This is a genomic window from Candidatus Igneacidithiobacillus taiwanensis, from assembly GCF_031962545.1.
Classification (GTDB): domain Bacteria; phylum Pseudomonadota; class Gammaproteobacteria; order Acidithiobacillales; family Acidithiobacillaceae; genus Igneacidithiobacillus; species Igneacidithiobacillus taiwanensis.
The window spans coordinates 1-12985 of record NZ_JAVRKK010000056.1 but is presented as its reverse complement, the minus strand read 5'-3'; the positions used below and the strand labels follow the sequence as shown (position 1 = coordinate 12985).

Annotated in this window: 12 protein-coding genes; 5 read left to right on the top strand and 7 right to left on the bottom strand. The window is 52.9% G+C overall.

Annotated features, from left to right (window positions below; translation table 11 throughout):
* The 4 genes from RTI30_RS08435 to galE form a co-directional block, all read right to left on the bottom strand.
* A partial coding sequence (locus RTI30_RS08435) for a DUF2142 domain-containing protein (RefSeq protein ID WP_312283639.1) occupies positions 1 to 1444 on the bottom strand: 1444 nt, incomplete at its 3' end.
* Between the two features lie 29 nt (positions 1445 to 1473).
* On the bottom strand, positions 1474 to 3051 hold the full coding sequence (locus RTI30_RS08430; protein ID WP_312283638.1) for an NAD(P)/FAD-dependent oxidoreductase: 1578 nt from the start codon (positions 3049 to 3051) through the stop codon (positions 1474 to 1476).
* A 91-nt stretch (positions 3052 to 3142) separates the two neighbouring features.
* Complete coding sequence (locus RTI30_RS08425; RefSeq protein WP_312283637.1) at positions 3143 to 3586, bottom strand: GtrA family protein; 444 nt, start codon at positions 3584 to 3586, stop codon at positions 3143 to 3145.
* Positions 3587 to 3800: 214 nt separating this feature from the next.
* Positions 3801 to 4790, bottom strand: a complete 990-nt coding sequence (gene galE / locus RTI30_RS08420) for a UDP-glucose 4-epimerase GalE (protein ID WP_312283636.1) — start codon at positions 4788 to 4790, stop codon at positions 3801 to 3803.
* A gap of 526 nt (positions 4791 to 5316) precedes the next feature.
* On the opposite strand from galE, the gene RTI30_RS08415 reads away from it, so the two are divergent.
* The 4 genes from RTI30_RS08415 (at position 5317) to RTI30_RS08400 (ending at position 7905) form a co-directional block, all read left to right on the top strand.
* Positions 5317 to 5580: a hypothetical protein gene (locus tag RTI30_RS08415; protein WP_312283635.1), complete on the top strand. Its 264-nt coding sequence runs from the start codon at positions 5317 to 5319 to the stop codon at positions 5578 to 5580.
* Positions 5577 to 5999, top strand: a complete 423-nt coding sequence (locus RTI30_RS08410; RefSeq protein WP_312283634.1) for a PIN domain-containing protein — start codon at positions 5577 to 5579, stop codon at positions 5997 to 5999. Before RTI30_RS08415 ends, RTI30_RS08410 begins: the two co-directional genes overlap by 4 nt.
* Positions 6000 to 6080: 81 nt before the next feature.
* Positions 6081 to 6485: a hypothetical protein gene (locus RTI30_RS08405; RefSeq protein WP_312283633.1), complete on the top strand. Its 405-nt coding sequence runs from the start codon at positions 6081 to 6083 to the stop codon at positions 6483 to 6485.
* A gap of 313 nt (positions 6486 to 6798) precedes the next feature.
* A complete protein-coding gene (locus RTI30_RS08400; RefSeq protein ID WP_312283632.1) occupies positions 6799 to 7905 on the top strand; it encodes a replication initiation protein in 1107 nt (368 codons plus the stop codon).
* Between the two features lie 1067 nt (positions 7906 to 8972).
* Here the strand turns inward: RTI30_RS08400 and RTI30_RS08395 are convergent.
* Both RTI30_RS08395 and RTI30_RS08390 read right to left on the bottom strand, forming a co-directional pair.
* On the bottom strand, positions 8973 to 9275 hold the full coding sequence (locus tag RTI30_RS08395) for a hypothetical protein (RefSeq protein WP_312283631.1): 303 nt from the start codon (positions 9273 to 9275) through the stop codon (positions 8973 to 8975).
* 19 nt (positions 9276 to 9294) lie between these two features.
* A complete protein-coding gene (locus tag RTI30_RS08390) occupies positions 9295 to 9612 on the bottom strand; it encodes a mobilization protein (RefSeq protein ID WP_312283630.1) in 318 nt (105 codons plus the stop codon).
* A gap of 188 nt (positions 9613 to 9800) precedes the next feature.
* Here RTI30_RS08390 and mobQ point away from each other — a divergent pair, with 188 nt between their 5' ends.
* Entirely contained in the window at positions 9801 to 12302 is a 2502-nt protein-coding gene (gene mobQ / locus RTI30_RS08385; protein ID WP_312283629.1) for a MobQ family relaxase, read from the top strand.
* 150 nt (positions 12303 to 12452) lie between these two features.
* Here the strand turns inward: mobQ and RTI30_RS08380 are convergent.
* A partial coding sequence (locus tag RTI30_RS08380; RefSeq protein WP_312283628.1) for a hypothetical protein occupies positions 12453 to 12985 on the bottom strand: 533 nt, incomplete at its 5' end.

The following is a 12985-nucleotide window of genomic DNA, read 5'->3' as shown; positions in this document are numbered from 1 at the left end:
ACCTGGACAATAGAGTATTTATTGTGAAAAAAAATGTTAATAATGGAAAAAATAAATATATAAACAAGTATGCAAATAATGACAATGTGTTCGATCTGTATTGTAATACATCAGTTTTACTGATATTTTTTTGATAACCCTTTACAATTGCTCTAAAGAAGTTGTTTAGCGGATACAATATTACAAATGATAGCGGTATCAGTGGGAGAAAATATCTACCTTGAATCCCATCAATTATACTCGTGCGGACTGGACTCCAGTCTGCATAAAGAGAAATAAAAAAAAATAAAAGTGATGTTATTAATGCAGCAGAAACGCCTAGCCAATCATAAAATTTTATTTTTCTTATCACCAAAAATGCCGTAATAAAAAAAACAAATATTGTTATATCTATATAACTGTGAGGCAATGGAGCGTCAAGCCAGCCTAATACTCCTATCATTTGATGATAATATGTATAACTATTAGTTTCGATTGTTCTTAGTATCATAAGTAAAAAATTAAATGGATTTCTTATTATATAAAGAATGTGACTGATTAGCGATCCTTTTGACGGATCAATGTTAACCCAGGCGGTAATTTTTGCATATATTATCCATGTTGTAACAGCGGTTAATGGAATTAGAGAATAGTAGATCCTCTTCATTAAATTATAGTTCTTGGAAACACTAAAACTTGGAATAAATAGCAAAAATACAAGCCCAATATATGGCGGCCTTTGCAGAGCAATGAATGTTATAAGTAATGTTATATATAATGCGCAATATTGACACTTCTGGTCACCATCAATCTTCTTTGCTATTAATGATGCCAAGAGAAACCCGCTTGATATGATTAACGCGTCTGTCTCCATTGCCGCAAACAGACATGTCGTCATAGCTAGCGATGCAGATATGTATATTGCAGGAGTTAATGAGCTGTTGATTTTAATGGCAATGAAGGTGATAAAGATGGCACATAAAGATACCAATATCAAAGACAACCTATATGTGTATATTAGTCTTAGATTGAAAATTCTGCCAATATCTATTCCTGCTGCCTGTGGTATGTAAGCAAATGGCGGATATACCGATGTGTTTGAAAATGATGAAAAAATATATTTATTTTCTTTTCCGTTGCCGTTACTCCATCTATATGTATTCGCTTTTATAATGATATTTTGTGTTATCTTTTTGTTGTAATGAAAAGGAATATTGTTGAATAAACTTGCCAACGAAATCATATTATTATTAATCATACCACCAGACATTCCGTTCTTTTTTATCCCTATTAGCTGTCCATCCGCTACTTGATATGACCTATAAAAATTATTAAAAGAATCTGGAGTCTGAAATGCCGGAGTAAAAAAAACTTGAAACAGTATTGTTGGTAACACGGTTAATACATAAAGCACTCCAGAATTCTTTTTTAGCCAATAATTTAAATATTTAATAGTATCTTTCATTCTTCTGTCCACTCTTAAAACTCATCTTCTCATGAATCTTTCTGTTCTTCATGATAATCATCGTCGATATTGACCGCCCACAACGCTGATTTGTCCTTGTTGCCGGCGATGATGTGATCCACAGCCAGTTTTGCGGTCATCATGGAATGATCCTGATTGTTGTATCGGTGCATGCCGTTGCGGCCGATTAGAAATAGGTTTTCGATTGGGTCCAGGTGAGCGCGAATTTCATTGAATCGGGTATAACTACCGAAATAGGCAGGGTAAGCCTTTGGCATGCGGATGACCACGCTGTCCAACACAGCATCTTCATCGATCAGCCCGATTTTTGCCAGTTCGTGTTGGCCAAGCGCCTTTAGTTGCTCGTCAGATTGTTGCCACAGCTCATCGCCTTCGTTACAGAAATATTCCAGTCCAAGCCAGATGGTGTCCGGGTCTTGCACCATGGATGGGCTCCAGTTGTTGAATATTTGCAGTCGACCTATCTTAACGTCGCGCTCCTGAATATATATCCAATTATCTGGCGGCATGTGGTTTTCTTCGGTGGAGCGTGCTTGTGCGTTTGGCTTCATGTTTCGCACCAGCAGTCCAACAGTGAGGAAATCGCGATAGGGTAAGGTGCTGGCCAGTTTTTGGATATCTGTAGGTACGGTGTCGCCTAAGGCGGCCACCAGATCTTTTACCGGCATACTGGAGCATACAAAGTCTGCCTCCAGTCTGACTCGCTCGCCGGTAACGAGGTTTTCGGCCTCAACGCCGGTGATTCTATCGCCAGCCCGGATCAGGCTGCATACCCGATGGCGCAGACGCACTTCGCCGCCCATCCCCTCGACTTGCCGAGCGACGGTCTCCCACATTTGCCCGGGGCCGAATTTGGGGTATAAAAAACGCTCGATCAACGAAGTGTTAACTTTTTTCTGCGCGGTATCAACGCGTTTTGGCAGCAGTTTGGTGAAGGCATGCGCTAGCGCGCTGCGGATGCTCAAGCCCTTGATGCGCTGCGCGCCCCACTCGGCGCTGATCTGTTCGCACGGTACGCCCCACACTTTTTCGGTGTAATCCTTGAAAAAAGTCAGGTACAGCTCGCGCCCGAATCGGTTGATCAGAAAATCTTCCAGCGAAGCTTCCGGCGTGCGCGGGTTGAAATGCACCCGCACATAACTGAGGCCGATTTTCACCATGCGCACCAGCCCCAGATTGGCGACAGTGTTTACAGACAGCTTGATTGGATAATCGAAAAATTTGCGTAGAAAATAGATGCGCGACAACCGGTTGCGAATCAAAAACACCTCGTCAGGATTGACCGTTGCCGCATCGGTGCTGATCTGCCGCGTTTTGTTTTGGTAAGAAATATCGGTCACGGCAAGACCCGGCGCATACACCGGAAGAATGTTCTTCCACCAGTCCATTACCCAATCCGATTTAGAAAAAAAGCGATGTCCGCCGATATCGATGCGATTGCCGCGATAATTCACTGTGCGCGAAATGCCGCCCACGCAATCATCGGCCTCCAGCACAATGGGCTTGATATCGCTGTGACGCAACAGTTCCAGCGCGGCAGTCAGGCCGGCAGGGCCGGCGCCGATGATGATGGCATGTTTGGGCATCTGATTTCTCCTAAGGGTTTATCGTTTTAAGTGCGGAATATAAAGGACGGTTAAAAACGCCGCCATTATATATCCACGGCGATGAAAGTCTTTATCGTTTTTTACCCGCTATGGCCTTCGCCATATGCTGCGGCCAGCGCGAAAACAGCAACATGCGGCGCAGGCCGAAATTAGCTATCAGGGTGAAACCAGTGGTCACGCACTTGGCTAGTAGCACGGACAAGTCCGCCCGGCCCACTAGCAGCGCCATCATGCCCAGAGACATGGCCAGCGTGAGCACGCCCACCAGCAGAAAAATGCCAAATTCCAGCGAGTGCTGATGCGTGCTGCGATAATGGAATACCCATCGTACCGACAAGTAGTAATTGATCAGTGTGCCTACCATGAACGCGATTAGCGTCGCCAGCAGGTAGTACATGCCCAACTTATTATGCAACAGCGCCAGCGTACCGATATCTCCGGCAAATGCCACACCACCCACCAGCAAATAACGCAAAAATTCAACTTCCACTAGCCGTAACCAGCGGTTATGCATGGGTTTCTCCCTGAACAATTAAAACCAACCGGCTTGGCCGCAGCTTGTGCCGCAAACAACAATGTCTAGCAATTGTACGAATAATAACGGTTATATGGCTTGATGTAACACCCCACCTCAATGGCTCATGATGGTGTAGACCACTGCTCTTGGCATCCTCCATCGAGGCTTTGAGTAAGAGCGCACCAGGGTGGCGATTCTGGATGTGGAGTTTTTACCATAAGGATCCTTTTTTTTGCTCCCACTCCCACGCATGGGAGATGATGGTCTCCAGTTCCGCAAATCGCTGCTGCCAGCCAAGCTCCTGTCTAGCCTTTTGGCTATCTGCCACCAGAATGCCAGGGTCACCGCTGCGGCGTCCTTGCAGTACAACGGGGATGCTTTGGCCGGTTACCTTTCGGGCCGTATCTATGACTTCCTGGACCGAAAATCCCTTACCGTTTCCGAGGTTGTAGGCCGCACTCTCGCCGTCGGCCATCAGATGCTCCAAAGCCAGCAGATGGGCGCTGCACAGATCCCAGACGTGAATGTAGTCACGGACACAGGTACCGTCGGATGTTGGATAGTCGTTGCCATAGATAGCGATATTTTTCAGCCGACCACTCGCGGCTTGCAGGACGAGTGGGATCAGGTGGCTTTCGGGGTCGTGCCGTTCGCCCAACTCCCCCCCTGGATCAGCACCTGCTGCGTTGAAATAACGCAGGCTCACAGAGCGCAAGCCATAAGCTTGGTCATAGTCCGCTAGCATCTCTTCTACCATGCGCTTGGTGCGCCCATAGGGATTGATGGGCCGCTGCGGATGATCCTCGTCAATGGGGGTATATTCCGGTTCCCCAAGGATAGCGGCAGTTGAAGAGAAGATGAAACGCCGCACATCATGGCGCAGCATGCTATCCAGTAAGTTTTGTGTGTTGGCGACGTTGTTGCGGTAGTAGCGGGCGGGCTCGCACATGGACTCGCTTACTTGGCTAAGGGCCGCGAAGTGCAGGACGGCATCGATACGCTCCTTGCTGAAAACCTGCTCCAGCAGCGATTGATCCGCCAAGTCCCCTTCGATGAGCTGCCCGTAGCGCACTGCATCGCGAAAACCGCTAGAAAGATTGTCCAGTACCAAGACCTCATATCCGCTCTGTGCGAGCATCTTGGAAATATGGGAACCGATGTACCCAGCGCCACCAACTACTAAAACATGGGATTTACTCATTAAGAGCCTACGGAAAAACCTGCAAAAAGTTCTTATTCCTTCCTACTCGTCTAAAAATATGCTCTGTTGAGGCTCTTATCCATCTCATTTTTGCTAATTTCTCCACTTTCCCTGCCAATTTTCTGGATGTTGGGCACAATAATACCACTATCACACCACTTTCAGTCCATACGGAAGGACAACGGGGCGGTTTCAATCTTAAAAGTGCAACACTCGTATGTAACCCTTTGGCCTGCCATGGTGACCGATCCGGTTACCAGACCTTTTGTACCATTCTGTCTCGTGGTCCTGGCTGATGGATCGAAGGATAGCCTGATTTTGCTGGTTTCCCGGCCACTGGTGGATGGCCGTTACAAGACAAAATAATCAACCTAACCATTTCTTGAAGAGATCCCTTTGGTGTTGCTCTTAGTATAGTGGCGTATTGATTCTTACGCCCCCCATGATGTCGGCATACTTCCAGTTTTCCAACCTGTCTTGATACCCCCTCGCGTGATATTGTGTACACATACCATGGAGGCGTTATATGGATGAAATCAAAGTTGGAATCAGGGAGTTTCGCGCGAGGCTTCCTCACTTTCTGTTAGATGCTGGTCGCCCAGTCGCCATCACCAGGCACGGGGAAACCATTGGCTATTTTATCCCATATCGAGAGAAGCGCTGCCCGGAAGATTCAGGAAAACTGCTGGCGGCAGGAGAGCAAATGGAGCGGTTCCTTGCAGGAAAAGGCATCAGTGAGGATGACATCTTGGAAGAATTCCGCCATCTGCGGTCAAAAGACCACACATGACAGGGAAGGTCATCGTCCTTGATGCCAATATCTTAATCAGGGCCGTCCTTGGCAGAAACGTTGCCCGTATTATCGTAGAGCACGCTGACCAGTTAGCGATGTTCACCCCGGAAGTGTGCTTCGCTGACGCCAGGAAACATTTGCCAATCATTCTGACTAGGCGCGGTGTCCCCATTGAGCCAGCCTTGAGCGCCTTAAGCAATATAGAGGATTTTGTCCGGTCGATTGGGCATGAGTGGATCGAGGGATGGGAACCTCTGGCCCGCGCCAGGCTTGCTGGCAGAGATGAGGAAGATTGGCCCATCCTCGCCACTGCTCTAGCTCTTGATTGCCCTATATGGACAGAGGATGCCGATTTCTTCGGCGTTGGCGTTGCCACCTGGACCACGGCTACCATTCGATACTATCTCGAATCGTGAGACACGCATGAGATGTATCAAGGACACGCTGATACTGTTGTGGTTGAGCCATGGACACCAAAAACACAGTGGGGATGCGGAATGAAGGTAACCATAAAGGAGGCGGCGAGACTAGGCGGGGTCAGTAGGGCAACCCTCTACAGAAAGTATATAAATACGGGGGTAATCGTCGTTGAACGGGACCGAGATAATAGACCGATAATAGACACCTCAGAGCTGCTTCGTGTTTTTGGTGAGATGTCTCATGAGACGAGAAATGATCACGCTGAGACCGATCATGAACACGTTGAACACGATGAGAAAGATATGGAGATCGTCGAGTTAAGAGGAAAACTTGAGGGGGTCAGGGATGTTTTGCGGATTCGAGAGGAAGAGCTAAAAAGAGCACTGGAGCAAATCGATTGGCTTCAAAAGAGATTAGAGGCCTCTGAACAGAAGTTCCTCATTGGCCCCGAAACCAAGCGCCGTTGGTGGTGGCCTTGGTAGGTTGGGAGTAAGACAAACCAAAGCCTATCAAGCGCACCATATGCCCTTTATCTTGCGTTTCCTCCCGTTGGTCAGGAACGGATACTTGGCAGATTCGCGGTTCTGGGAGTAGATTCGCTGGACAACCTGAACACAACGGACATTGTCATGAATCAGAAACGACAATGCCCCGATTCCTGGACAGCTTTCGCGGGCAGATCAGGAAATCGGGGCATTTGGATACCTGGAGGCACCGGAGAAAAGTGTAGCAGTAGCTACGCTCCCTCACTAGCCCCCCGGTCCCGTCAACAAGACGCGATGACCGGAGGGCAGCATGGCCGCCCGTAAGCACAAGACCCCATCCGCCGAGCAACTAGCCTTCGATCTTGGCATCTCTGCGACCCTATACCACTGGGTCGAACACCTACCCCATCGGCCCTATTGCACCAATGACCTTGGCGCAGGCCTTCGCATCCGGCCCGTAGAGCGGGCCTTGGCCTATCGGTACCTACAGCACAACCCGCCAGCGCAGGTCTGGACTATCGTGCTGGACGTGGATCACCGTATCTGTGACCCGGAAAGCCTTGCCTATTGTTGGGAGACCAAAGGCCCAGAGGGACCGATCCCGAACGCTATAGCGATCAATCCTGAGAATGGTCACGGCCACCTGTTCTATTTCCTCAAGGCTGGCGTTACCCGCACTCAGGCGGGCAGAGAGGCCCCCTTGCGGTATCTGGCAGCCGTAGAGCGCGGGTTATGCACCAGGATGGATGCCGACAACCGCTATGTCGGCTTGGTGAGCAAGAATCCAGCCCATACGGACTGGCTTGTCTGGTCCTTCCATGACCAACCTTGGAGCCTTGGCGAACTTTCGGAATATCTGGACCTCGATGCAGCCAATGCTAGGCGCTACGTTCCCAACACCCCGGAAGAAGCCTTCCAGGAAGGCAGGAACGTGTACCTGTTCCATACGGCCCGCCAATGGGCCTACAGAGCGATCAGGGACTATTGGGCACCCAATGGCCTACCCCAATGGCAGGATGCCATTCTGGGGCATTTGCGCGGCATTAACGGCCAATTCCAAGCACCCCTCTTTGAACCGGAACTCAGGACGATTGCCAAGAGCATTGCAGGTTGGACTTGGCGGCATATCACCCCCAAGGGCCTGCAAGACCTGATCGAGCGCACCCATACGCCAGAGCTACAGCGGGAGAGGGGCAAGAGGGCGACCAATCAGGCAGAAGCGGGGCGACTTGGCGGACTGGCAGTGACCAACCAAGCAGAGGCCGGAATCGCCAGCGGCAAGGCCCGCAGGCAATCCAGGGAGCAGGACCGCGCTACTGCAAGGCTCTTGCGGGCGCAGGGATGTAGCTACAGAGAGATAGCAGAGCGCCTTGAGGTAACGCATCCGACAGTTATAAATTGGTTAGGTGGTAAGTGAACGGGCGGCCTATATCAGATAACAGCCAGCGGGGGCGGGTGTTGGCCCCGACGCGGCAGCGGGGAGCTAGTCAGATCACTAGATCGGAAAAACTAAATCAGGCTGGCAGAGGGCCTAGCGAGCGACGCGAGCGCAGGCCCGAAGGCAGCACTCCGGGGGAAAGCGTATCGGCCAAGCCATCGGCCAAGGGTGGGCAAGGGCTGCTGGAACGGTACGGAGGGTGAGGGGGTCCGGGGGAAAGCGTATCGGCCTGCCATTTTCGGAGGCAGTCCTAATTCTTGAATCGTGAGGACGCCTTAGCAGAGTCATCCACAGCCTTATCCGCCGTTTTTGTGGATGGGCGGGCATTCCAGTTGCCCGTCCTAACGACCGTGGCAGTCATGTCCCTTGCTTCGCCTGGCTACGCAAGCGGCGAGCAACCGGCACGCCTGAGCGAGGCCTGTACCGTTCCAGCAAATGCCGGATGCAATCCGATTCGCCGGATACCCGCGCTCCCCGTCCCCTTCCTTGACCCGCTAGGGAGGTACTCCCGACGCGGGTCAAGGAAGGGGACCCATCGCCCAGCGTGGCAACGACGCCGTTGTCCGGCTCGTGATGCAGCCGTGCCGTGCATAGGTTTCTGGTCTGCTAAGTGATCGAGCGAGGCGGCGTGTCACAGTGACAGCAAGACAGCAGGCCTCGGCGGGTGAGTGCGGGATGTGGGAAAGGGAAGGCTGGCAGGGTCTGGGCCGATCTGCCTATTAAATATGACGCATCATATTTAATGCTTGACTTTATATGATGCGTCATAGATAATATACCCATCACAGTGACAGGAGATCGCACCATGCCAGACGTACAGCCATACCTTCCTGGAATACCGCCAGCACCCAAGCCACGCGGCAGGCCAAGGGTCCACAAAGACACCAAGGCAGCACAGAGAGCCGCAAGCAAGGCATACAGAGACCGGAAGCGGGCAGAGAGGCAGGCGCAGGCATCGGCTATCCAGCAAGGCAGAAAAGCGCCCGACATCGAGGACCACGGCATCATCGACCTGAGCGCGATACCCGCTTATCGGGTTCGATAACTTACCCGATCTCCCTTTGTGGCTCTGGTGGCGGTTCTTCATCGAATTTGGTCAGGCCTAGCCGATAGTGCCAATAGGCCCACGATTGGGGACGAAACCATCCAGCTTCGGCATGTCGCAGAACATCGGCCAGCCTTCCTTTTCCCATCAACCGCTCTAATCCCAGAATGTCCTCAAGCGTGCCAATATCCATGACCTGAGCTATCAGCCGGTCTGGATAGCACAAGGCTTCCTCTGGCGTTTTCCACCAGATGTATCGGGCGGCCATCTGTTCGAGAAAGCTCCAGGCTTCAGGCGTGAACATGGGTCATGCCTGTTCCTATTTACCCATAGCTTTCACTATTTGATTCGCCGATGCTTGTTTCTGGTCCCTCTGATTTTGCTGGCAGCCCAAAAAGTGCCCGATCATTCGCCCTTGTCAGTGCCGAGTCCATCATCGCCAATAGTCGATCTTCGGGCCATTCACCGCGCTCTACTTTGGCGAGAATGGCGGCCCCTACCAGGATTTTACGACGGGTTTCCTGGCTGCGATTTCTCTTGGATTCTATGGCCCTCTTTCTTGCCTCTATTTGCCGCTTTTTGGCCTTCTCTTGTTTTAGCTTTGCTTCCAGTGCTGCAATGCGTTCATCTATGGTCTGCATTGTCTTTCCTCCAGTTTTACCGATAGCCATAGTATAGCCATTTGGCAGCCTTGCATGAATATGAGTGTGGCGTAGAATTGGCATGAGTACATAACCCGCAGCTAACAGCAAGGGCGCACTTATGCAAACTCTACGAGTTTGCGTGCGGCAGGAGCGTAGCCCCTGCACCCAAAGGACCGGAGCAGGTAATGGCGATCTATCATCTATCGGTCAAAACGATCAGCCGGTCATCCGGTCGGAGCGCGACGGGAGCGGCAGCCTATCGCGCAGGTGTGAAGATCACCGACAATCGCACCGGGGAGATTCATGACTATACGCGGAAGAAAGGTGTTGAACATGCCGAGTTGGTCTTGCCAGCAGATGCACCGGAATGGGCATCTGATAGGGAGGCTCTTTGGAATGAGGCAGAGGCAACCGAGAAGCGGAAGAACTCGACAGTTGCGCGTGAGATAGAGATAGCCCTTCCGTCTGAACTCAGCCCGGAAGAGCGGAAGCGGTTGGCACTTGATTTCGCCCGCGAGGTAGTGGAGTGCCATGGTTGCGCGGCAGATGTTGCCATACATGCACCCGGCAAAGGTGGGGACCAGAGGAACCACCATGCCCATATCCTGCTAACGACCCGGCGACTTGGGCCGGATGGATTGGGCGAGAAAACCCGCGAATTGGACGACAAGAAAACTGGGTCGGAGTTGGTTGCCCAATGGCGGGAGCGATTCGCCACCTTGCAGAACGAGCGACTGCAAGAGAACGGTATAGCGGCCCGTGTCGATCACCGCAGCCTAGAAGCGCAGGGCATCGAGCGCGAGCCGACCCGGCACCTTGGGCCGGCTGCGACTGGCTATGAGCGCCGGGAAAAACAGCCCAGCGATAGGCGTATCCAACTGGAGCAGGAAGCCGCCGAGCGTCTTGCTCGCGCAAAGGAACTTGGCGAGCTAGAGAGGGCCAGCCGCGAGCAGGAACAAACCATCATCGACTTGTCGGGCGACATCAAAGCGGCGATAGCCGAGCGCGACCGACGCAAGAACATCCTGGAACGCGCCCAGGCACGGCACCAGGGGCGCAGCATCGAGGACCGGGTACAGATTCGCAAGCGATGGATGCAGCGCAAGCAGGCCCGGCGCATTGCTGAACGGAACGCTATTACCGCCGCCGAGCAACGGCCCGGCATCCGCCACCCGCAGCGGGAGCAATGGCAGGCATACCGGGAACGGATACTCACGGAAGCCTATAACCGGGACCTCGCCCAGGCTTTGGGGCGATGGGTCAAGGTCGAGCAGAAGCCGGAAGGCCTGCGCATCCACAACCGGCAGATGGATCTCCTAGACCATGGCGACCGGGTAACAGCGGGGATGGGAGGAACCGACCGGGAGATCGCGGCCATGCTGGACATTGCCAGGGCCAAAGGCTGGCAACGGCTGGACATTACCGGCAGCAGCGACTTCCGGGAGAAGCTGGGCCGTGCCGCCCTCGATGCTGGATTCACCCTGGCGGATGGGGACTTGCAAGCGCGTATCCAGGAACGGCAGCGGCAGGAAGCCGCGACGCGGGAGGCGATGCTGCGCAAGCAAGCGCCGATCCTGGGGGACTGGATGCAAGAGCATCCCAAGCGGGCGGCCCTCCTGAAAACGGCAGGGCGATGGTTGCCGGGTGCCCCCGCTGGAGTGGAGGACTGGAGCGGTAAGGCCTGGGAAGCCGCCGAAGCATGGCGGATTGGCCGCCACGGCACGGCGGAAGAACGGCAACGCCTGCAAACCGAAGGGACGCCGTTGCAGCGGGATTGTGTTGGCGATGGTCGTGAGGCCGGTCTGTGTGCGTCAGCACAAAAAGGCATCTGCCTGCGGGTTGGCAGCGAAGCGCCTGTCCCGTTTCGTGACGGCCTGGTCTGGAGTCTCAAAGGGGAGATAACGAGGAAACAGATCAAGGATTTTGCACAGACTATCCAGGACAGTAAGGCCCGGTATGGCGTATCCCATCCCCTGGTGGTCACGTTCGGTTCCTTTGTCCCGGAAGAAAAGCGCGTCCTGGTCTATGAGCATTTGCTACGGAGTGGTCTGGAGGTGCAGAAGCCGGGCAACGAGCAAGGCAGGAAATCCCACGAGACCGCCCAAGAGCGCCTACGCACCCACAAAGCCGATGGCACCGAGCAACAATGGGTGATCGACAAGCGCAAGCGGGAAGCCAAGGCGGAAAAGGACAAGGCGGATGCGGAGGCCAAAAAAGCGGAGCAAAAACGGCAGCGGGAGGAACAGAAGAAGCTGGAAGCCGACCGCAAGAAGCTCAGAGAGGACGCGAAAGCGCTAGGGTGGGAGGTTGGGCGGTATGGGAAAAGCGAGGAGCGCAACCGGAGAGCGGCAGGCCTGTTAGCAGAGGCGAAGCTGCTGGAGGTAGCGGACCTCAACAAGGCCTATATCGAAGGATTGGGGGAGGGCCGGAAAGAGGCCGCCCTGGACGCTTGCCGAAAGGCCGGGGCCGCGATCCAGTACGCCCACGGCGGCAGGGAAGAACAACCGGCTTGCGACGAAAAGACGTGGGAGGCGGTGCAGAAACGGGCGCGGCAGGCGATTGCGGCAGCGGAGCAGTTGGGCATCCCGAAAGAGGAGGCCGAAGGTGCCCTATATGCCGGGCGGGATGCGGTAGTCCGGGAGCAGCAAAGGAAACTGGCGCGCGGGATGGGTGGGCCTGGATTCTAGCCGATTTTTCCAACAACTCATCTTTTCGGCCATCCTTCCAACAACGCCAGAGGCCTGCCCGAAAACATTGGCCGGGAAGACTTCGGCTGGCGTTTCCATCAAAGGGTGGTTTGGTGGACTATAGGTTTTTGCATTTCAAATCGAAACCGCCTATTCCGTTTTCCCAAGGGACCCGTATCCCAGAGTTAGCTGGAGGGCCTTGCCGGGCAGAGACCCATCTGGCCCGGTGATTCTTTGCGCATGGCCAGGGACTTGTGGCCAAAGCCAGAGGGCTTCAGGACGATTACCGCCAACGTGCGAGAATGTGATAGTCAACGCTTCCCCTGGCTTGACTGGCAGAGACTGTGCGAGAGGGATGGAGAATACGCTGTTATCTCTTGACTCGGACAAGGGCCTGCTACCAGCGACACAGCCATGGGAAACCGAACAAACCTTAATCGCTAAATTTCCGTTGGCAGTATTACCATAGTTGCCCTGTAATATCCCTATCCCGGTGATCTCGTTTGATTCTGTAGGTGTGATAAAGGTAACCTTTGCTGATTGCCCGGAAAATAGCGGGAGCGCGGTATTGTCATCCTTACCCGCCGGGATAGTTACCGATGTAACCGGATTATAGATGTAATACCTGGACAATAGAGTATTTATTGTGAAAAAAAATGTTAATAATGGAAAAAATAAATATA